Source organism: Paenibacillus paridis (assembly GCF_006345825.1).
Classification (GTDB): domain Bacteria; phylum Bacillota; class Bacilli; order Paenibacillales; family Paenibacillaceae; genus Pristimantibacillus; species Pristimantibacillus paridis.
Map to the genome: position 1 here is coordinate 1,103,302 of NZ_VCIX01000092.1, position 19,751 is coordinate 1,123,052.

Here is a 19,751-nt window from a genome sequence, read left to right on the forward strand (position 1 = left end):
CATTGGAGGCGAACAAGGCATGAGCAAAGGAAAAGGTAAAGTTGCAAAGAAAAAACAGCCGGCAAGCGACCGGAAGCAGTATTCCTACAAGTTGGTGCTCTCGGATACTTGTGCCGTGTGCAAAACACCATGCGCCAGAGGCATAAATTACTTGTCCAGAATGCGTCAGCCTGGCAGCGTCGGCAAAGGCGTGCCTTGCGTACTGACGAGAACGTTTGGGTAATGATTGCGAGTATTATATTTATTTCCCAGGCAAGCGCACGTTTCAACAGCGTTTGACAAGATGGGCCCGCGAGCGATTCATGCAAAATAGTTTATTCCAAAACGCAACTTTGCAGGACTTGCTGAGTATAACCTTACATCCAGGCTATCGGATGGAGGGCTTACATCTATGAAATTCAGAAAAGTTATTATTCCGCTGCTGCTGCTTTCTTTATGGGGCGGATCGATGCTGTTTGCAGATTCAGCAACCCAAAAGGTTCGTGTCTTGATTAACGGACTTGAACAAGATGGGGGAGGTTTAATGACCGACGGCAAAACCTATTTGCCGCTTCGCCAATTAGCAACTTCTATGCAGGCAATTATCGAGTGGGACGGTCCAAACAAACGTGCGACCGTATATAAGCCTAATGTGCATATGTTTCTATTCCAAAATAATGCGGTATTCGGAAATGTAGCCAAGGGCTACCAAGCCAAGTTTAAAGTATTCGCCCAGCTCGATAACTTAAAAACTGACGTCGTCGCTGTCAAGGTATCCATCTTCGACCCCTCTGGCAAAGAGAAAGTGATCCAGACCGAGACTGTGAATACGTCCAAGGATAATTTCTGGTATGCAACGGACGAAATCGATTATAAATTCGATGCTAGCGGTAAATACCCGATTCGCTTCTTTCTGAAACTCAAGGGCTCGGAAGAATGGACCGCTGTTTCAGAAAAACTCATATCTTCCCAATAATCGAAACCATGTCATGATTCGCTCCTCTTATCTGAGGGGCGTTTTCGTTTGACCTTTCATAGAATGTCATGTTACTATACGATAGTCTATAAACATTATTGAAATGGGGTAATAACATGAGCGAACATCAGCATAGCGATGATTGCGGATGTGGTGAAGACCACGAGCATGAAGAGCATGTCTTTATCGTGACTGACGACGAGGGCCAAGAACGCGAAATGGTCATGGTTTATACGTTTGAATCCGAAAACAATGTATACGCAGTATTGCTCGATCGCAACGATCCAGAAGCGGACGGCGTTATTTTCCGTATTGAAGAAGAAAACGACGAATCCTTCCTTGTTGGCATTGAAGACGATGCCGAGTGGGATCGCGTTACTGCGATTTACGAGGAAATTGCCCGTACGGAGAGCGAAGGAAATTAATTTGGAGCTTCCTTCATTCTAACAAGCAAATAAAGAGAGGTCTGCGAGCGACGCTCGCGGACCTTTCTTTATTTTGCTGCAAATCATCGTTATCCCCTCAAGGATCGGATTTATTTTCTCGGATTGAAGTAAATGGTGCGCCCGTTAAACATCGTCAGTTCTGCTTTCAATTGCTTTGCTATGTATTTGCATAATTCATTTGCTTTCGCCTTGTCTCCGTGAGTGGCTTCCTCAGGAAGCACAACATGGATGCATGGAACCAAAGTGCCTGTCGTGCTTGGCGCTTCACTAGGGCCAAAAATAATATGTTTATACAGGGGGTTGATTCCCTTTAAATAAAACCAACGGTCATCCTGCTTGGATTCGATGGTATAAGGGAAAGCTGCTTCTGCGTAATCCCAATCAAGTTGGGTGCCAGTTAGAGCAACTTGATCACGATAATGCAGAAGCTGATGGCGTATATCCTCCAGCGACACTTGCTGAACGGATGATCCTTGCACAAATTTTATGTAAGCGCTCTGACTCATCGCATCTCACCTCTGCCAACATCATAGCACGAGCGAAAACCGTTGACAATAAGTGCCAACTCCGAAAAATCGCTTTAAAAAACGGCCTTATCCGCGCAAAGCGCTTAGCAGGCCGTTTCGGGTGTTTGAATTACGATATCGCTGTTTCTTCCACGATGACTTTAACAAATTCGATGCTGCGATCTTCCGGCCCTTTGACCGGCAGGCCGACCTGCACGTGATCGACAATGTAATCGATGTTTTTTTGGGTAATGACCTCGCCTGGCAATAAAATAGGGATACCAGGGGGATAGACATAAATAAACTCGGCAATGATACGGCCTGCTGATTCTTTAAACGGAAGGACCTCGGTCTCGCCGTAGAAAGCGTCGCGCGGCGTTAGAGAAAGCTGCGGAATGTCTGGAATTTTTACGACCAATTCACGGGCTTCAGCGCCTTCATGGAAATGCTCGGACAAGCCGCGCAAAGAAATTATTAATTTTGATATGGAATCCGAGGTATCTCCAGGCGTAACTAAGCAAAGAATGTTATACATGTCGCTCATTTCGATTTCCACATTATAGTTGTCCCGAAGCCAGTTCTCGGTCTCATAGCCTGTGATGCCAAGGTGGCGCACATGGATGGAAACTTTGGTCGGATCGTAATCATAGGTAGCCTCGTCACCGAGAATTTCCTCGCCAAAGCAATACAAACCAGGAATTTCGTTAATTTGCTTGCGCGCGGATTCGGCAAGCTCAATCGCCCGTTCCGCGATAGCATGTCCATTCAACGCGAGATTGCGCCTCGAGGTGTCCAGCGAGCCTAGCAAAATGTAGGAAGTTGATGTTGTCGTCAGCATGCTGATAACCGTTTGGATGCGGTGCGGGTTAACTCTTCCTTTGCGTACATTAAGCACCGAGCTTTGAGTCATGGAGCCACCAAGCTTATGTACGCTTGTGGCAGCCATGTCGGCACCGGCTTGCATCGCGGACATAGGGAGCTTCTCGTGGAAATGGATGAGCACGCCATGCGCCTCGTCAACGAGTACAGGTATGTCAAAGCTGTGAACGAGATCGACAATCTCTTTCAAGTTGGCGCATATGCCGAAGTAAGTCGGGTTGATCACAAGTACGGCTTTGGCATCGGGATGACGCTCGAGCGCCTTGCGTACGGAGCGTGTGGTAATGCCGTGGTCAATGCCAAGATTATTATCCCGAGCAGGTGAAATAAATACCGGTCTTGCGCCTGCGAAAATGATAGCGGCCATAATCGACTTATGAACGTTGCGTGGGACGATGATTTTATCTCCTGGCGCGCAAACGGTCAGAATCATCGTCATGATTGCGCCGCTAGTGCCTTGCACAGAGAAATAGGTGTAATCCGAGCCGAATGCGTCAGCAGCAAGCTTCTGCGCTTCTTCAATAACGCCTGTTGGCTGATGCAGGTCATCAAGCGGTGCTATATTGATTAAATCGATCGACAATGCGTTATCGCCGATAAATTCGCGAAATTCCGAGTCGCTGCCTAATCCTTTTTTGTGTCCTGGAATGTGAAACTGTACGGGATCCTTCTCCGCGTGTTGGCGAAGCGCTGTGAAGAGCGGGGTTTTATTATGATCCATCGCTAACATCCCTGCCTTTCATTAGAGTTTACAAACAAAGTTGAGTATAGCAAATACAGGGGGGAATGCAAGCTTCATTTTTAAGAGAGCGCCATTGGCAGTGTTATTTGTTCTTCAATTGTTCATACATGCAGGATAATCGGTTATGGTAACATAGGTTGGTGGAGGGGTTGCAGCATGAAAGATAAACGGATGCTTATTGTTATGGCTATTTTAATGACAACATTTATAGGGTTTGGCATTATCATTCCGGTTATGCCTGAAATTATCCAAGCGGCAGATCCGAACAAGGCGGAAATACATACGGGCCGGATGCTGGCCATTTATTCCGCTGTCTCATTTTTTCTATCCCCATTCTGGGGAAGCTTGTCCGACCGGATCGGCAGACGGCCGATTATTTTAGTTGGCGTGCTTGGCTTTGCAGCAAGCTTCCTGCTGTTTGGACTCTCATCCGGCAATTTGACGCTGATGTACCTATCACGGGTGCTAGGAGGCTTGTTCTCGGGGGCTGTCGCTTCGGTTATTGTCGCCTATGTCGCTGATATAACGCCGCCCGAGGAAAGAACGAAGGGGATGGGGCTTGTCGGGATGTCGATTGGGCTTGGCTTTACGATCGGACCTGGCGTTGGCGGCCTATTAAGCGTGTTTTCCCTGGAGACGCCATTCTATACGGCATCAGCACTGGCTTTGATTACGTTTGTGCTGGCAGCGATGAAGCTGAAAGAATCGCTTGCACCGGAACAGCGCAAAAGTAAGTCGGAGAAGCGGGTGTCAAGATGGGCTGCTTTTACCGGGCCGCTTAAGTATTTGTATGTGTTGGCGTTTTTTGTAACGTTCACATTGGCGGGCATGGAGGCTACGCTGCAATTTTTTGGCATGAGACGTTTTGACGTGACTCCGCTTCAGGTCGGTATCTTGTTTTTTGTATGTGGATTTGTTGGCGCTCTTGTTCAAGGCGGCATTGTACGGCGCAGGATCAAGAAAGGGGAGGAGCCGAAATACATCGCTATCGGCCTTGTGATTTCGGCGCTGGGCTTCTTTATGCTCTTAGCGGCTCACTCATTATGGTGGGCAACCCTATCGCTGGCGGTCTTCGGGATTGGCAATTCCTTGATTAGGCCATGCGTAACCTCGTTGATTACCCAAAAGACAACCGTGGGCCAAGGTGTCGCTTCTGGCTTAAGCTCGTCGATGGACAGCTTGGGCAGGATCGCAGGTCCGCTGCTCGGTTCCTTCTTCTTTACGATTGAGATGGGACTGCCATATTTGCTTGGCGGCATCTTATGTATTGCAGCACTATTGCTGCTGCTTCGCTTCCGTCAGTTGGACAAGCAAAGCTTGCAGTCGCCCGCTATGGATTCAGCAAAATAAAGACAAAGCCGTTGGTTCATCACAAGATGAGTCAACGGCTTTTTGTTGCGCTGCGTTTAAGGTGCAAGCCCTTTCAAGATAAATGTAATGGTTGCTTCCCTTTCTAATTCATCATCCCATGCTGCGTTTTTTTCCTTGTTTACAAAGCTGCGGGTAAGGACATAGCCGATCAGCGTGGAGGCAGTCAACCGAATAACCGTATGGGGCGACCACTCGACAATTGCTCCTTGCTTTTGGAATTTCTCGATATTGGAGCTGAATTTTTTCAGGACCTTAGCAAGTATGAGCTCTTGAAATTGCTCCTGAAGCTCGGGATGGAACGGAATTTCCTGTATGAATATTTTGAATACCTGCATATGGCGTTCAAGGAACGCGATTCGATTCTCGATAATGGCTCGAAGCATTTCCTCGAAGCTGTCAAAGCTGCCGTCGAGCACCTTAAAGAAGTCGCGGAGCACAAAAGGCGCCACGAGCTTAGCCATAACGGGAGCGACGATGGAGAAGAGCAAATCCTTTTTGGTTTTATAATGGCGAAAAATCGTTCCTTCCGCTACCCCGGCTCGCTGGGCGATTTCGCTCGTGGACGAAGCAGCAAAACCTTTCTGCGCAAAAACCTCAGAAGCGGCCTGCACGATTTTCAACTGCTTATCCGTCATCTGTATTTCTTCGTTATCTAATTTCAACAGTTCCTGAAGCCATTGCTCGACAGGCTCTTGCATGCAAGACACTCCTTCTTAACTACCCATTCCAATTAGTATATCAGAAGCAGCTGGTTTCTACATACGTCGATGCTTCTTCAGTGCCAGCACGTTTAATATGGCAAATAGCAAAGAGAACCCGATTAAAACATAGACATTTTTCTGAAAATCCAACCAGCCCTCTCCGCGGATCATGATCCCTTGCATGGCGTCGGCACCATAATAAAGCGGCATAATCAGGCTGAGCTTTTGCAGCCAAGGGTTCATCGCGTCGAGATTGAATAACCCGGAAAAAAATGCTTGCGGGACAATGACAAGCGGGATGAACTGGATGATTTGAAATTCGCTGCTGGCAAAGGAGGAGAGCAGTGTGCCAAGCGTTAATGCCGTTAACGACAGCAACAAATTAATAATCAGCATATACCCGATACTCCCCGCCATGTAAAGGCCAAGCACGTCAACGGAAAACCAGGCGATCAAGGACGCCTGAACCAAGGTGAATATGCCAAAACCGGCTAGATAACCTGCTACGATCTCGCTGCGCCGAATCGGAGTGGCAAGCAGCCTCTCCAAGGTTCCGCTTGTTCTCTCCCGAAGGAAAGAGACCCCGGCGAGAAGAAATACGAAGAAAAACGAGAAAAATCCGATAAGCACCGGCCCAAAAGAGTCGAAGGCAGCCATATCGGGACCTCCGTGTAAATAAGTAATGGTTGGCGCCGTGCTTGCTGCTCCATTTTGAAATGCGTTTTGCAGCAGAAGCAACACGGCTCGATTGAGAGAAGGGTCGCTTCCTTCAAGCATGAGCTTGGGCTGACTGGCATCTAACTGCAGGATGGCGTCCAGGTCGCCGGAACCGAGGGCAGATTGTGCATCATTCGCGTTTGCAAAGACAGTGACGTCAGCATGCAGCTGTTCCATTTTCTCGATGAGCGTTGGAGGTATATCGACCGTTCCGATTGCAGGCGAGACCGCTTGGCCGTCAAATACAAGCTTCATTAAGCTTAAAACGAGAAGCGGGGCAAGAAATAACAAAGCCAGTGTCCGTTTGTCCTTAATAAATTGGTGAATGATCCGGATCGCCAACGCTTTGATCCTCATGCTTCCTCGCCTCCCGCTTGCCCAAATGCGATGAATGCTTCTTCAATGGTCGTGGAGCCAGATTGCTCCATAATTCCTTTCGGGGTATCCACTGCGATAAGCTTGCCGCCTCTGATTAGTCCCAAACGATCGCATTTTTCCGCTTCATCCATGACATGGGTCGTTACGATGATCGTTACGCCTTGCTTGCTGAGCGCGGATAGCTCCTTCCAGATCGATTGGCGCAGTACAGGATCGATACCGACAGTAGGCTCATCGAGCACAAGCAGCTGCGGCTCATGCAGCAAGGCTACCGCTAGCGAAAGGCGCCGCTTCATTCCCCCGGAATACGCGGAGGTTTGCTTGTTCAAATGATCGGTTAAGTCAACGAGCTTAGCAACTCTCTGGATGCGTGCCTGAAGAATGGTTCCTTTTAATCCGAACATGGCGCCAAAAAATGCGAGGTTTTGCTTGCCGGTCAATTCGGCATACAGCGCGTCTGCTTGCGCCATATATCCGAAAGCTTGCAGCATTTTGAGCTGCGGCATAGGCTCGCCAAGCATGGCAACCGTTCCTTCATCTGCACGGTCAATGCCAGTCATGAGCTTAATCAGCGTTGTTTTGCCCGAGCCAGAGGGACCAAGCAGCCCAAACAGCTGTCCGCGTGGAATGGCAATTGAGATGTTTTGGAGAACGGTGTGGCTGCCAAAATGCCGTGAAATGCCTTTTAGCTCAACCGCAGGTGCGGATGCCAAAGGTATATTTGGGAGGGAATGCATAACGGTTCACGCTCCTTTATCCATTAATGAGTAAGTACTCACTTCACTATAATCGATAATGCATTTGATTGTAAGTGAGTACTTACTCATTTTATATGCCTCCGCCTGAAGTCGTAGACGGATTACATCCTGAGGCGAGCGGGAAATCCATTCTCTGGACGTTTTTAACGAATCTTACTTCTCTCTATGATTAGAAAAGACATTGAAATGAAACCGTTACGGAGAAGGAGCAAGAGTGAAATGAGTAAATTTACAGAATGGTCGTTCCGAAACAAAGCGGCTGTTATTCTGATCGTCATCATGGCTTTGGCGATGGGGGCGGTTAGCTACTTCAGGCTTCCGATGGAATTTTTGCCTGCTGCGGATAACCCGCAAGTGATGATTACCGCGATCGGGCAAGGCAATGATGCCAAAACAATGGAGAAGCAAGTCACGAATCCTTTAGAGGATGCAGTGACGCTTGTGAAGGGAAAGACGAGTATGTTCTCGACCTCAGGCGTTGGATATGCTCAAATTAGTTTAAACTTCGATTCTAAGACGGATATGAAAGAAGCGAAGGCCGAAATTGAACGGATAGTGGGTCAGGTGCAGCTTCCTGTCGGTGTGATGAAGCCATTCGTCGTACAGTTCAACACATCGATGATACCGATTGCCTGGGTTACTCTTACCTTCGATGAGTCGATGAGCGAGCAGGAAAAGGAAGCTAAGCTGAAGCTGTTTACAGCAGAGCTCCAAAAATCCGAAGGCGCAGGCGAAGTCAGCGTAAGCGGGAAGTCGTCGCCGACGATTCATATTGTGCCGAATACGACAAAGCTGGCGGCAGCCGGCCTTCCTGTAGAAGCACTGATGGGTGTGCTTCAGGGACGCGGAGCATCCGTATCTATCGGAGAGAGAAACGTGGACGGCGCAGCTGGCAACCTTAATGTGTATGACCAGGTCACTGACGTGGAAACGCTCCGTAAGCTTCCGATTGCTACAGGTGTGCAGCTATCGGATGTTGCGGATGTCGAGCTGGCCAAGAATCAGGAGAGCATCAGCCGAATGAACGGCAAGGATGCGATGATGTTTACGGTTTCGAAATCGGCGGATGCGAATGCAGTAACGGTCGGCAATGCCATCAAAGAAACGGTTGAACGTTTAAATGCAGACGTAAAGGGAATCGATGCGTCCATTATTTTAAGCACATCCGATTCCGTCGTTTCTTCGGTTAACAGCATGATGCGTGAAGTGCTGCTTGGGGCTTTATTCGCCACAATCGTCATTTTATTGTTCATGCGCAACTTCAGAGCGACGATTGTTACGATCGTTTCGATTCCGCTCTCGCTCGGGATTACGCTTTATTTGCTGCATTTATCTGGCGTATCGCTCAATATTATTACGCTTGGCGGCGTAGCCGTCGCGGTGGGCCGACTGGTAGACGACAGCATTGTTGTCATTGAGAACATTTATAGACGGCTCCAGAAAGAGTCGTTCTCCGTAATGCTCGTCATTGACTCCACCAAAGAGGTAGCCTCGGCGATTACTTCCTCCACGCTCGTAACGGTCGCCGTATTTTTGCCTATGGGACTTCTACGCGGATCGCTGCAAGCCTTCTTGCTGCCCTTTGCGTTAACGGTTGCTTACTCGCTGCTTGCTTCCTTGCTTGTGGCTTTGACGGTCGTGCCGCTGCTAAGCGCATGGCTGCTGCGCGGAACGAAGGAGAAGGCGCATGCCGGCTCGCCTAAATTTGCTTCCTTCATCCGTTGGAATCTAGCGCACAAAGCAGTGCCCTTGCTCATAGCCGTGCTGCTGTTTGCCGGCTCTATCAGTGCGTATATATTCATGCCGAAGGGAGCACTGGATTCTTCCAGCGCAGAAAATATTAACGTGACGCTGCAATATCCAAGCGATACCCAAGCGGATCAAGTGCTGGAGGCGGGCAAGCAGTTTGAAGCTTATCTGACGGCGAATACCGATATCGAGTGGGTTATGATGATGCTCGGCAATAGCGCTGATGCGGCAAAATACGGATCAGTGTCCTCGCCTACGTTGATTACGTACATGATCGATCTAAAAACCGGTGTTGACGCGGAGCTGTTCATGGACAGCGTAAAGTCTCAGAAGGATAACTACAAGGAAGCAGAGCTAACGGTAAACGCTTCTGACCTAATTATGGGAGGCGGCTCGCCGCAAATTTATATCGATGTAACAGGGGATGATCCCGAGCTGCTTACCCAAACGGCGGATCAGTTGATTGCAGCTATCGAGCCTATCGAAGGCGTGCAGAAGGTGGAGAGCAACCAAGAAGAGAAACAAACCGTCTATTCCTTCGTTGTTGATCCCGTAGCTGCAAAAGGACAGGATGTAGCTATGCAGCTGCAAAGCATGCTAAACCCCGTGCCAATCGGCTCTATTCGGATCGAGGAGAGCGATACCTCCGTCATTTTGCAGCCGACAGTGAATCCGGCTTCTGAAGCGGAGCTGAAAAACTTAACGGTGCGTACAGAAGCTGGCGTCGTACCGGTCTCATCGATCGCACAATTGGTTCGGACCGAAGAGCCTTCCCTTTATTACCATAAGGACGGGAAAACCTATATCCGCGTTACGGCGAGTGCCGATGCGAAGCAGCTGTCGGTCGTTGGCGACAAAATAACGAAAACGGCCAATGAGCTTAAGCTGTCTGATGGCGTAGTTTTGGCGGTAGGAGGAGCTTCTGCTGACCAAACGAGCGACTTTGCAGATTTGGGATTAACGGCGTTAATTTCTATCGGAATCGTATATCTGATTATGGTATTGACGTTTAAGACGCTCCGGGCACCGCTGGCCATTATGATTTCACTGCCGCTAGCGGCCATCGGAGCGGTCACGGGCCTGCTCGTCTCTGGCGTAACGCCTGATTTTACCGCGATGTTCGGGGCATTGATGCTCATTGGCATCGTGGTTACGAATGCGATCGTCTTGATCGACCGCGTGAAGCAAAATGAGCTGACCATGTCTATACGCGAAGCGCTGATCGAAGCTGCTACGACCCGGATGCGTCCGATCGTGATGACTGCGGTGGCGACGGTATCCGCCATGCTTCCGCTTGTGTTCGGTTCGCATGAAACGGGAAGCATCGTGTCGCAAAGCTTGGCGATCGTCGTCATTGGCGGCTTGATTGCAGCTACGCTGCTAACGCTCATCATCGTGCCTTGCGTTTATGAATTGTTGTTCTTCCGGACTTCACGCAAACAGCGGCGCGCTGGTGCCGCATCGGCGCAATCCGAAGCTGCCGTATCGCAGCAAGCATAAGTAAGAAAAGTAAAGGCTGTACCTGGACTGGTCATGTCGACCAATACCGGGTACAGCCTTTTTTTGAAAATCTATACACTCGCCATATGATAGAGCGGCATCAGCTTCTGGTAGGTGGAGGAGGCAAACGCTAGCAGGGCATCGCCATCACGAAGGATTGGGTCGTTGACTTGAACATGGCGTCCAATGAGCAGCTCGGCTTTCTGCACATCACGGAAGCGAATAAGCGCATCCTTCCAGTCCTGCTTGGACATTTCACTAACCGCTTGGGAATCCTTCTTCATGTGATCCAAAGAGAGCACATAATCCTGAGGCACGGTTGCGATGACGCTGTCGATCTGTTTTAAGAACGCTGTTGCAATGTTAGCTTTATTCGGTACTTCATAAATGAGTGCCAGCCAAATAAATAAATGGTCATCAAACAAGCCCAGCTGAAAATGAGGGTGAGCTTTATAGCCGCGTTTATTGTTGCAAATGGCAAGCCAAGTATCCTTCGGCGGATTTACTTTGCGGCGCGCATGCCGGGCCACATGCAGATACATTTCATTGCCTGCATGAACGGCTGCATCCACGCTAAGCTGCTCTCCGAGTGAGCGGAACTTAGGCTGGATTTGATTTTGTATGGCTGCCATGCGTTCTTCGAGCCCCTCGAGATGAAAGACGTCGAAGTCGGCTTGCGTGAAGCCAGGCAGAGAATCGGTAGGTGCTAGGTGTTGGGGTGTCATTCGAGTAATCTCCTTTAGCATCGTAATCACTGATGCAATAATTTTAAATACTTAATAGCAATTTGCGTACGGTCACGCAGCTCAAGCTTGTGCAAGATCTCCGTAATATAATTTTTGACGGTACCTTCGCTCAGAAATAAAGAAGCTGCAATTTCTTTGTTCGATTGGCCATCTGCAATGAGACGGACAATATGCCCTTCGGCGGGCGTGAGGCCAGCGATCGTAACGGCTTTGCTTGTTTCGGCGCGTGGCGTTTCGATCATGCCTGCCAGCTTGCGGGCAATATCAGGATGAATCAGCATAGAGCCCTCGTGCACGGTCTTAATGCCGCTTATAATGCGGCTGGGGGGCACGTTTTTGAGCAGGTAGCCGTTCGCGCCGTTTCGAATGGCCTGTGCAATATACTCATTGTCGTCGAAGGTTGTGAGCAGGAGGACGGCGGGTGGGGAAGCGAGCGCTCGCAGCAGCTTGGTGCCTTCTACGCCGTCACACACGGGCATGCGAATGTCCATGAGAACGACATCGACAGGCTGTGCACGGACGAACTCAGCCGCTTCCTTCCCATTAGAGCAAATGCCAGCAACCTGGAGATCAGGGTCCAGCCCCAATATCACATTCATGCTCTCCCGGATAAAGGGATCGTCATCTACTATCAACACTTGAATCATTAGCTAACCATCTCCAATTCCGGACGGGAGTTTGTTCATGAGCTGCCGAGCAGCGGAAGTGTAGTCGTAACTGAAAAACGGCCATTCATCTGCCATTCCAGCTGCCCTCCGATGAGGGCTATTCTTTCTTTCATGCCTTTGATTCCAATTCCTGATTCGATAGACTCGCTTGGCAAGCTGCCGTTATTGGATACGGTTAGCGATACACTTGCAGCGGAAAATTCGAGATCGATGGCCACTGACGTTGCTTTTCCATGGCGGACTGCATTCGTAATCGCTTCTTGAGCATTTTTGAACAGGATAAGCTCAATGCTTGGATACAGCGGTCTTAGCATGCCAATGATTTGAAAGCTTACTGTAATGCCAAGCCCGGAAGCGGATTCCTCTACCAGTCGGTCAAGCGCATAGCGCCTTGCATCTTTCTCGCCATCCGCAGCCAGCCTCCGAACTGTTCGGCGCATCAGCTCCATGCTATCCTGCAGTTGGTCACGGATCTGCTCCACGGTAAGCTTTGCTCTATCCGTGTCCGCATCAAATAAATGCAAGGCAGCCTCGGACATCATTTTGACGCGTATCAGCCGGTGTCCGAGGTCGTCATGAATATCTTTGGCGATGCGATTCCGTTCCTCGATTTGTGCGTTCAGCTCCACTTGGGAGGCATAATCCTGCATTCTGCTTTTCGCTGCACTGAGCTCAACATTGCTGGCGGCCAGCGCCTCATACAGATCCTCGATCTGGAGTCGTTTATCCTCGAAATTATTGGAAGCATAAAGAATGGCAGCCGTTGTCGCCCATAGAAGGGCAACCGCGAACACGATTTCGTAATCCATTCCCTGCAAGCCTGCGAGCAAGGCCGTAAAACCGATGACTGTCCATAACAGACTTGAAGCAGGAGACGGTCTGCTGCGGAATATAGCGATAAGGCTGGAAAATAGCAAAAGAAACAACACGCCGCCGAACGTATACGAGAGCCAAGAGTAGGCAAGCAGCTCCAAGAGCGCTAATACAGGCCTGAACCTGGGCAGCATCGAGCCTGCTTTAATCAGGAGCATAGTAAGCAGAACGTAAGCCGTATAAAAAGCATAAGAGCCAGCCTCAACATGCGCAATGCTAATTATGCATGGGAGCACCGCCAGCAGGATTCGAATCCGGTAAAGCATACTATTCATAAAAAAATACGCTCCCGCAGCTGAATTTGCTTCATTATAGCATATGAAGCAGGGGCACAGGGCAAGGAGAAAGCTTTTCATCGAACCTTCATGTCTGGATGGGTTGGGTTAGAACAATATGACTTTTGTCACCCTCGAAGGTGACTTAATAGACCTGTATGCGAGCAGGTCCTCGCGTACAATGAAAATATGAGATACAAACCGAAAGGATGAATCATAGATGAGCTTGGTTGCATTTCGTGAGGTTGTCAAAAAATACGATACCGTTTTAACGGTAAACCATTTGACGTTCACTATCGGCGAAGGAGAAATTTTCGGCTTGCTGGGTCCAAACGGGGCTGGCAAGAGCACAACCATCCACATGCTGTCTGGATTGCTGAATCCAAGCGGCGGCGATATTTTGGTTGATGGCTTCTCGATTCGGAAGCAGCCTATTGAGGTAAAGAAGCGGATTGGCCTTGTTCCACAGGAACTCGCGATCTACGAAACGCTTACGGCACGCGAGAACGTCACTTTTTTTGCAAAGCTATATGGGCTGAAAGGGTCGCTGCTTCGGGAACGGGTAGATGAAGCCCTGCAATTCGTAGGCTTGTTGGAGCGGGCGAAGGATAAGCCCTCGACATTTTCCGGAGGGATGAAGAGGCGGCTAAACATTGCTTGTGCGATCATGCATCGTCCGAAGCTGATTATTATGGATGAACCAACGGTGGGAATTGACCCGCAATCCCGCAATCATATTCTTGAATCGGTCAAAGCCTTGAATAAAATGGGGTCGACGGTTATTTATACGAGCCACTATATGGAAGAAGTAGAAGCGATCTGCACGCGAATTGGCATTTTGGATCAAGGAAAGCTTATCGCAGTGGGCACGAAGGATGAGCTGAAGCGCCAATCGGGACAGCAAGAGAAGCTTGTTTTTGAAATTGACCGGCACTTGGAAAGTGCGATCATGGAGATGAATGAGCATCCTGGCGTACAACAACTGGATGTGCGGGACCAAGGCTTGACGCTGGAAGTATCGGTAAAGGAATCTCCGTCCATTTTGCAGGACTTACTATTTATTTTACAGAAGCACGACATTCATCTTCGAACGCTTACGAGGGTAGAGCCTAATTTAGAGTCGCTTTTTTTGCAAATGACAGGACGCACATTGCGTGACGAATAGGAGGTGCTGGCAATGTTGGTATGGTCCACAACAGTGTATTACGAGTTGATTAAATATAGCCGCATGCGCTCGGTTCTTATCCTATTAATAGGTTTGCCTTTATTGCTGATTTTGCTGCTCGGCAGCGCTTTTGACACCGAGATCAAGCCCGCCAAGGTCGCGCTATATGTAGCCGATCACGGAGAAATGCGCGAGAGCATAGATCGGCTCTGGAACGATGATGCGATTAAGCCCTATGTCAAAGTGCTGGACGCCGGATCAGAAAAGGAGGTTCAGGATTGGGTACGGGAAGGGATAGCCGACTATGGCGTCCATATTCCCGCGAACTTCTCAAAGCAGATCTCCGCAGGGGAGACGGCTTCGTGGTTTACGTATTCAGGCAGGTATGAGGAAAAAAATCTGGCAGCGGAAGCGGTAGTCAATGGTTATTTGGAAAATGCGAATATGCGCATGGCGGCTCTTCGGACGCTTGGCCCTGCAGCTTCTGAAGCGTTTGATGACGATCGCAGCTCAACGAAGGCAACGGAATCTCCTATTCTCACACATAATTTAGGATATGGAGATAATCAAGGGTTTGGCAAAACATCGGCTATCCAGTATTATTCAGCAGCTTATCTGATTATGTTTTTACTGTACGGGGGCATGTCGGCGGCTATTGCGCTCTTGAACCAGAGGGAGAGCGGTACGCTGCAGAGGCTGTATGCCCTACCTAGTTCGTTTAAAGCGAACGTATTTGGCATTATAGCAGGCGCGATGCTGCTTGCGGCATTTCAAGCTGTCATTATTGTCGCTTTTACAACATTCGTCTACGGCGTGGATTGGGGAGGCCATTTAGGCTGGATTGCGCTCATTTGTTTGTTCACCACCGCTGCAGGTGCTGGATTTGCGATCATCGTCAGCTCCTTTGTCCGTTCGAAGAAAACGCTGCAAAGCTTGTTTACGATTATCGTATTCAGCATGACTTTTGTAAGCGGAGGCATGGTAACGGGCATTGATCAAATGATTGGCAGCGTAGGCAAATTCACCATTAATTACTGGGCCAATGAGAGTCTGAGGGAAATCATGAGCAATACGGGCCTCTCTGGCGTCAGTCATCATGTGGGAATCCTTGGTCTCATCGCTCTTGCATTAACGATTATCGCAGTTATAAGGATGCCAAAGGTGGTGAAGTATCATGCCTAGCTTGCACATTGCCGCCCAGCTCATTCGAAGAACCATGGGCTCGCGCCGTGGCTTAATCATGAATGTATGTATTCCGGCTATTTTCCTGGCGATCATTTCAGGCTTATTCTCAAATCTGGAAGGGCAAAAAGCGGTTATTTTGGTTCAAAATGCTGATTCTGGCTTATTGGGCGGTTACCTTGCTTCCGCTTTGGAGAAAGAAGCCTTATACGATGTTCAACTCGAGGTTAAGCTCACGGAGGAAGAGTTGAAAAATGCTGTGCTTGACCGCAAAGCGGATGCGGCAGTCTATATTCCTGAAGAATACACACAGAAGCTGCTCCAAGGCATACCAGTCGAAGCGGGACTATATCGGATGAACGAGCAGTTGTGGAGCGCGGCATTGGAGACCAGTCTCGCTGCTGAGGCGAATAAGCTGTCCGCCTCAGCTTCCATGGTTCGTGCTGGAAGCGGAACAGCTGACTTAACCAAGCTCAAGGAACTGCTGGACGCTCAGGAAACGCCAACCATCGTGGCTAAGAAGGCAGGGATGAAGCTCGGAGACGTTGTATCCAATCCATTAATGATCGGGCTTATCCTTATGTTCCTTATGCTGCTTGCCAGTCAGTCCATTGGCTTTATTATGGAGGATCGGGAGAAACGAACAATGGCGAGAATGTTTACGGCTCCGCTGCGCGCAATCGATATCGCGATTGGCAATTTTGCCGGAAGCATGCTGGTTGGCACCATACAGCTGATTATCGTTCTTAGCTTAACGTACTTTGTATTTGGTTACTCGCCGGGCATCTCATTTGGGGAGCTGCTGCTCGTATTGGAGTTTTTCTTGCTGGCGGCGGTAGGTCTCGCATCGGCAGTCGCGGGGCTCGTTCGCAATAGTACGCAGCTATCCCAGATCAACAATTTAGTCATTACGCCGACTTCTATCATTAGCGGCTGCTTTTTCCCTATATCCATGCTACCCGATTTTATGCAAAAAATGGCTAACTTCACACCGCAAAAATGGGCGATTCAAGCGATTGATCATCTAGGTGGCGGAGGTAATCTAAGCGATATTGGACTGCAGCTCTTTATTCTGCTTCTGTTCGCATCGGTGATGATCGCCTTTGGCTCGGCGGTGCTCCGACCGAATCAAAGCAGCAAATCCTGATTTAGTTGCTATACGATAATGTGCTTGACTTCACTGGCTTTGTATTGTAAGTTTGTCAAAAGTTCATGACAGCAAAACAGCGTTGACCAAGGCCATGTTGACCAGCACACGTTTATGACAGAGAGGAAGCCCATCGGCTGTAAGGCTTCTATAAACGACTGATCATTCCCTACCTTGCAAGCTGCAGCGTGGAAGCTACAACCAAACGCTGCCGGAATATTTTATTCCGTTAACCATGAAGAGCCGCATGTGTTAGTTAAGCGGCTATATTAGGGTGGTACCACGAACGCATTCGTCCCTTACGAATGCGTTCTTTTTGTTTTTTTATCGTCATTTCAATAATCGGAGGACAGATGGATATGAGACAAAGCCAATTATTAATGCCTACGCTGCGCGAGGCGCCATCGGAAGCAGAGGCGGCGAGCCACCGGCTGATGCTGCGTGCGGGCCTGATCAGGCAGCTTGCCGCCGGAATTTATACGTATTTGCCGCTTGGCCGCCGGGTGCTGCGAAAGCTGGAGCAAATCGTACGCGAGGAAATGGATTTAGCGGGAGCCCAAGAGGTGCTGATGCCAGCGCTGCAGCCCGCTGAGCTATGGCAGCAATCCGGTCGCTATGACGTATATGGGCCGGAGCTTGTTCGTTTGCGAGACCGTCATGATCGTGAGTTTACTCTTGGGCCTACGCATGAAGAGGTGATTACCGCTTTGGTTCGCGGTGAGGTTAGCTCTTACCGCCAGCTGCCGATGACCCTCTATCAGATTCAGACGAAATTCCGCGATGAGCAGCGTCCGCGTTACGGGCTGCTGCGTGGCAGAGAGTTTCTGATGAAGGATGCCTACTCGTTCGACGAGTCATGGGAAGGGCTTCACCGCAGCTATACGAGCATGTACGAAGCATATAACCGAATATTTACACGATGCGGCATTCATTTCCGTCCGGTTGAAGCCGATGCCGGTTCGATCGGGGGGGAAGGCGGAACGCATGAATTTATGGCTCTTGCCGACATCGGAGAGGATACAATAGCGGCCTGCTCAGCCTGCGATTACGCGGCCAATCTGGAGAAAGCTGAATATCGCGTGATGGACGGCGAGGAAAGCATCGCAACCAGATCGCCGGTTGAGCTCGAGCGCCATCACACGCCTGGCATCAAAAAAATAGATCAGCTTGTTGAAGCGTTTAACTTAGGTGCGGAAGCGTTTATGAAAACCTTAATCTATATTGCGGACGGGAATCCGATAGCGGTCATTGTTCGCGGCGACCATGAGGTTAACGAGATTAAATTAAAAAATGCTTTAGCTGCGGAGCAACTGGAGCTTGCGGATCAGGAGACCGCCGAACGCGTGACCGGAGCTCCTATAGGCTTCGCAGGCCCGATCGGACTCGCGATTCCGGTTCTTGCTGATTTTGCGGTTATGGCGATGGAAGAGGGCATTGCGGGAGCCAACGAGCAGGACTATCATGTGTCCCGCGTTATTCCAGGCGTTCATCTGGCTAATGCGCAAGCAGGCGATTATCGCAACGCGGTAGCCGATGACGGCTGTCCTCGCTGCGAGCAGGGCCGATTAACCTTTCATCGCGGCATTGAAATCGGGCATGTATTCAAGCTCGGCACGAAATACAGCGAAGCGTTGAATGCCAAGTTTTTGGATGCTACCGGCAGAGAACAGCCGCTCATTATGGGGTGCTATGGAATCGGCGTATCCAGGCTGCTGTCCGCCGTACTTGAGCAGCACTCGGACGCCAACGGCATCGTATGGCCTAAATCGATTGCTCCCTATCATGTTCATGTAGTCCCCGTGACCGCGAAGGATCAAACCCAGCTTGACCTTGCGGCACATATCACAGCCAGATTGAGTGAAGCAGGCATTGAAACGCTGCTGGATGACCGTGACGAGCGGCCAGGCGTGAAATTCAAAGACTCGGATCTCATCGGTATTCCGATTCGTATCGTAGTAGGGAAGCAAGCGGCTGACGGCATAGTGGAGGTGAAGCGCCGAAGTGAATCCGAAGCGCAGAAGCTAAGCTTGGAAGAAGCCATAGCCCTTGCACTAGAATAAGCACATTAAAGTTTGAATGAGGGCAGGCTTTCTGCCTCATCAAAATTCAACGCGTGCCTATAGAATATCATTGGAATAAGGGCGCAGCCGTCTTGATTTGCAGACGGCTGCGCCCTTTTTTAAGTTTAGTCGGCTGTAAGCGTAAAAATAGTCAATAATCCAAGTTGCCAGAACATAAGATGGAGTATAAGATGAAGATAAGAACAAATTATCAGAACATTTCGTCAACTATACTGAGGTAAGGGAGGGATTGCCGTGAACAAAAGCCACGAAGTCGAATATTGCAATTTGGAGCTGCGATTTGACCGCCGGCAAATCCAAAATCTCATCCGCGATCTTATTCAGGAAGGTTACTCCTTGTATTGGAGCGAAACCGAAGGGCAATTCCTTGTATCCATTCGGACCGGGCGCAAGCTCGTTAAGCTTCAATTTCAACGAATGAAGAATCGTTACAAGATTGTCGGAGATTACATCATTAAAGACGAGAAGCTATCGGAATTGATTGAAAAACTGATTAATGACACACGTGGACATGCGGTTGTGAAGCGCATTAAAGATCGTCAAATCGTCATTGAGAGTATTATGTTCGGTGAGATTATACGACTCGTGGAGGTGTCCGGTATGGAACATCGGATTATTTATCAGAAGAAGCCTTTCGTAACAATAGAGGAAATGATCAGAGCCTTTCAGTCCAAGCGCGCAGAAGAAAGAGCAGTCGTTCTACGCTACGAGCTGGATTATGAGCTGTCGATGCTGCATGACGCGCTGCAAGGCACGGATGAGGATGCCATTGCGGAATCCAAAGAGCGGCTGATGGCCCTCCGCACGGAAATGCTGCAACTGGAGCTATAAATGAGGGAGGCTGTGCCCTGTATGCAAACCTAAAGCGATCGAATGCTGTTAGTTTCACGCAGCGTTTGATCGTTTTTAGGT

Annotated in this window: 18 protein-coding genes; 10 read left to right on the forward strand and 8 right to left on the reverse strand. The window is 49.3% G+C overall.

Annotated elements, in window-relative coordinates; all coding sequences use genetic code 11:
* Positions 1–19 precede the first annotated feature (19 nt).
* The 3 genes from FJQ58_RS26680 (at position 20) to FJQ58_RS26690 (ending at position 1,380) form a co-directional block, all read left to right on the forward strand.
* Positions 20–223, forward strand: a complete 204-nt coding sequence (locus tag FJQ58_RS26680) for a hypothetical protein (RefSeq protein ID WP_139998044.1) — start codon at positions 20–22, stop codon at positions 221–223.
* Positions 224–391: 168 nt separating this feature from the next.
* Positions 392–955: a stalk domain-containing protein gene (locus FJQ58_RS26685; RefSeq protein WP_139998046.1), complete on the forward strand. Its 564-nt coding sequence runs from the start codon at positions 392–394 to the stop codon at positions 953–955.
* Positions 956–1,071: 116 nt separating this feature from the next.
* The gene (locus tag FJQ58_RS26690; RefSeq protein WP_139998048.1) at positions 1,072–1,380 is read left to right on the forward strand and encodes a DUF1292 domain-containing protein; all 309 of its coding nucleotides are present in this window, start codon (positions 1,072–1,074) and stop codon (positions 1,378–1,380) included.
* A 110-nt stretch (positions 1,381–1,490) separates the two neighbouring features.
* Here the strand turns inward: FJQ58_RS26690 and FJQ58_RS26695 are convergent, their stop codons facing one another.
* Both FJQ58_RS26695 and FJQ58_RS26700 read right to left on the reverse strand, forming a co-directional pair.
* Entirely contained in the window at positions 1,491–1,907 is a 417-nt protein-coding gene (locus tag FJQ58_RS26695) for a DUF1885 family protein (RefSeq protein ID WP_139998049.1), read from the reverse strand.
* 130 nt (positions 1,908–2,037) lie between these two features.
* Positions 2,038–3,507, reverse strand: a complete 1,470-nt coding sequence (locus FJQ58_RS26700) for an aminotransferase class I/II-fold pyridoxal phosphate-dependent enzyme (RefSeq protein ID WP_139998051.1) — start codon at positions 3,505–3,507, stop codon at positions 2,038–2,040.
* A 177-nt stretch (positions 3,508–3,684) separates the two neighbouring features.
* On the opposite strand from FJQ58_RS26700, the gene FJQ58_RS26705 reads away from it, so the two are divergent.
* A complete protein-coding gene (locus tag FJQ58_RS26705) occupies positions 3,685–4,878 on the forward strand; it encodes an MFS transporter (protein ID WP_139998053.1) in 1,194 nt (397 codons plus the stop codon).
* Positions 4,879–4,934: 56 nt separating this feature from the next.
* On the opposite strand, the gene FJQ58_RS26710 is transcribed toward FJQ58_RS26705, so the two are convergent.
* Genes FJQ58_RS26710 through FJQ58_RS26720 form a run of 3 tightly spaced genes read right to left on the reverse strand, consistent with a single transcriptional unit; the run spans position 4,935 to position 7,432 of the window.
* Complete coding sequence (locus tag FJQ58_RS26710; RefSeq protein ID WP_139998055.1) at positions 4,935–5,597, reverse strand: TetR/AcrR family transcriptional regulator; 663 nt, start codon at positions 5,595–5,597, stop codon at positions 4,935–4,937.
* A gap of 57 nt (positions 5,598–5,654) precedes the next feature.
* Positions 5,655–6,674: an ABC transporter permease gene (locus tag FJQ58_RS26715; RefSeq protein ID WP_139998057.1), complete on the reverse strand. Its 1,020-nt coding sequence runs from the start codon at positions 6,672–6,674 to the stop codon at positions 5,655–5,657.
* Complete coding sequence (locus tag FJQ58_RS26720) at positions 6,671–7,432, reverse strand: ABC transporter ATP-binding protein (protein ID WP_202915333.1); 762 nt, start codon at positions 7,430–7,432, stop codon at positions 6,671–6,673. Before FJQ58_RS26720 ends, FJQ58_RS26715 begins: the two co-directional genes overlap by 4 nt.
* Positions 7,433–7,672: 240 nt before the next feature.
* Here FJQ58_RS26720 and FJQ58_RS26725 point away from each other — a divergent pair, with 240 nt between their 5' ends.
* On the forward strand, positions 7,673–10,702 hold the full coding sequence (locus tag FJQ58_RS26725) for an efflux RND transporter permease subunit (protein WP_139998059.1): 3,030 nt from the start codon (positions 7,673–7,675) through the stop codon (positions 10,700–10,702).
* 71 nt (positions 10,703–10,773) lie between these two features.
* On the opposite strand, the gene FJQ58_RS26730 is transcribed toward FJQ58_RS26725, so the two are convergent.
* The 3 genes from FJQ58_RS26730 to FJQ58_RS26740 are packed head-to-tail and all read right to left on the reverse strand — an operon-like array spanning position 10,774 to position 13,264.
* Complete coding sequence (locus tag FJQ58_RS26730) at positions 10,774–11,427, reverse strand: DUF1054 domain-containing protein (protein ID WP_139998061.1); 654 nt, start codon at positions 11,425–11,427, stop codon at positions 10,774–10,776.
* A 26-nt stretch (positions 11,428–11,453) separates the two neighbouring features.
* Positions 11,454–12,095, reverse strand: a complete 642-nt coding sequence (locus FJQ58_RS26735) for a response regulator (RefSeq protein WP_139998063.1) — start codon at positions 12,093–12,095, stop codon at positions 11,454–11,456.
* 35 nt (positions 12,096–12,130) lie between these two features.
* Positions 12,131–13,264, reverse strand: a complete 1,134-nt coding sequence (locus FJQ58_RS26740; protein ID WP_162341791.1) for a sensor histidine kinase — start codon at positions 13,262–13,264, stop codon at positions 12,131–12,133.
* A 220-nt stretch (positions 13,265–13,484) separates the two neighbouring features.
* Between FJQ58_RS26740 and FJQ58_RS26745 the strand changes: the two genes are divergently transcribed.
* From FJQ58_RS26745 to FJQ58_RS26765, 5 genes are all read left to right on the forward strand, one after another.
* A complete protein-coding gene (locus FJQ58_RS26745; protein ID WP_139998067.1) occupies positions 13,485–14,429 on the forward strand; it encodes an ABC transporter ATP-binding protein in 945 nt (314 codons plus the stop codon).
* A 12-nt stretch (positions 14,430–14,441) separates the two neighbouring features.
* Positions 14,442–15,611, forward strand: a complete 1,170-nt coding sequence (locus FJQ58_RS26750) for an ABC transporter permease (RefSeq protein WP_139998069.1) — start codon at positions 14,442–14,444, stop codon at positions 15,609–15,611.
* Positions 15,604–16,758 carry an ABC transporter permease gene (locus FJQ58_RS26755; RefSeq protein WP_139998071.1) on the forward strand — a complete coding sequence of 385 codons (1,155 nt, stop codon included), beginning with the start codon at positions 15,604–15,606 and terminating at the stop codon, positions 16,756–16,758. The genes FJQ58_RS26750 and FJQ58_RS26755 overlap by 8 nt, the downstream gene beginning before the upstream one ends.
* Before the next feature lie 359 nt (positions 16,759–17,117).
* Positions 17,118–18,818: a proline--tRNA ligase gene (locus tag FJQ58_RS26760; protein ID WP_139998073.1), complete on the forward strand. Its 1,701-nt coding sequence runs from the start codon at positions 17,118–17,120 to the stop codon at positions 18,816–18,818.
* 255 nt (positions 18,819–19,073) lie between these two features.
* Positions 19,074–19,670: a hypothetical protein gene (locus FJQ58_RS26765; RefSeq protein ID WP_139998075.1), complete on the forward strand. Its 597-nt coding sequence runs from the start codon at positions 19,074–19,076 to the stop codon at positions 19,668–19,670.
* The last annotated feature ends 81 nt before the right edge of the window (positions 19,671–19,751 follow it).

Excerpts from the sequence above, each read along its gene's own strand:
- FJQ58_RS26680 (WP_139998044.1), top strand. The coding sequence starts at position 20 with ATGAGCAAAGGAAAAGGTAAAGTTGCAAAGAAAAAACAGCCGGCAAGC.
- FJQ58_RS26685 (WP_139998046.1), top strand. The coding sequence starts at position 392 with ATGAAATTCAGAAAAGTTATTATTCCGCTGCTGCTGCTTTCTTTATGG.
- FJQ58_RS26690 (WP_139998048.1), top strand. The coding sequence starts at position 1,072 with ATGAGCGAACATCAGCATAGCGATGATTGCGGATGTGGTGAAGACCAC.
- FJQ58_RS26695 (WP_139998049.1), bottom strand. The coding sequence starts at position 1,907 with ATGAGTCAGAGCGCTTACATAAAATTTGTGCAAGGATCATCCGTTCAG.
- FJQ58_RS26700 (WP_139998051.1), bottom strand. The coding sequence starts at position 3,507 with ATGGATCATAATAAAACCCCGCTCTTCACAGCGCTTCGCCAACACGCG.
- FJQ58_RS26705 (WP_139998053.1), top strand. The coding sequence starts at position 3,685 with ATGAAAGATAAACGGATGCTTATTGTTATGGCTATTTTAATGACAACA.
- FJQ58_RS26710 (WP_139998055.1), bottom strand. The coding sequence starts at position 5,597 with ATGCAAGAGCCTGTCGAGCAATGGCTTCAGGAACTGTTGAAATTAGAT.
- FJQ58_RS26715 (WP_139998057.1), bottom strand. The coding sequence starts at position 6,674 with ATGAGGATCAAAGCGTTGGCGATCCGGATCATTCACCAATTTATTAAG.
- FJQ58_RS26720 (WP_202915333.1), bottom strand. The coding sequence starts at position 7,432 with ATGCATTCCCTCCCAAATATACCTTTGGCATCCGCACCTGCGGTTGAG.
- FJQ58_RS26725 (WP_139998059.1), top strand. The coding sequence starts at position 7,673 with ATGAGTAAATTTACAGAATGGTCGTTCCGAAACAAAGCGGCTGTTATT.
- FJQ58_RS26730 (WP_139998061.1), bottom strand. The coding sequence starts at position 11,427 with ATGACACCCCAACACCTAGCACCTACCGATTCTCTGCCTGGCTTCACG.
- FJQ58_RS26735 (WP_139998063.1), bottom strand. The coding sequence starts at position 12,095 with ATGATTCAAGTGTTGATAGTAGATGACGATCCCTTTATCCGGGAGAGC.
- FJQ58_RS26740 (WP_162341791.1), bottom strand. The coding sequence starts at position 13,264 with ATGAATAGTATGCTTTACCGGATTCGAATCCTGCTGGCGGTGCTCCCA.
- FJQ58_RS26745 (WP_139998067.1), top strand. The coding sequence starts at position 13,485 with ATGAGCTTGGTTGCATTTCGTGAGGTTGTCAAAAAATACGATACCGTT.
- FJQ58_RS26750 (WP_139998069.1), top strand. The coding sequence starts at position 14,442 with ATGTTGGTATGGTCCACAACAGTGTATTACGAGTTGATTAAATATAGC.
- FJQ58_RS26755 (WP_139998071.1), top strand. The coding sequence starts at position 15,604 with ATGCCTAGCTTGCACATTGCCGCCCAGCTCATTCGAAGAACCATGGGC.
- FJQ58_RS26760 (WP_139998073.1), top strand. The coding sequence starts at position 17,118 with ATGAGACAAAGCCAATTATTAATGCCTACGCTGCGCGAGGCGCCATCG.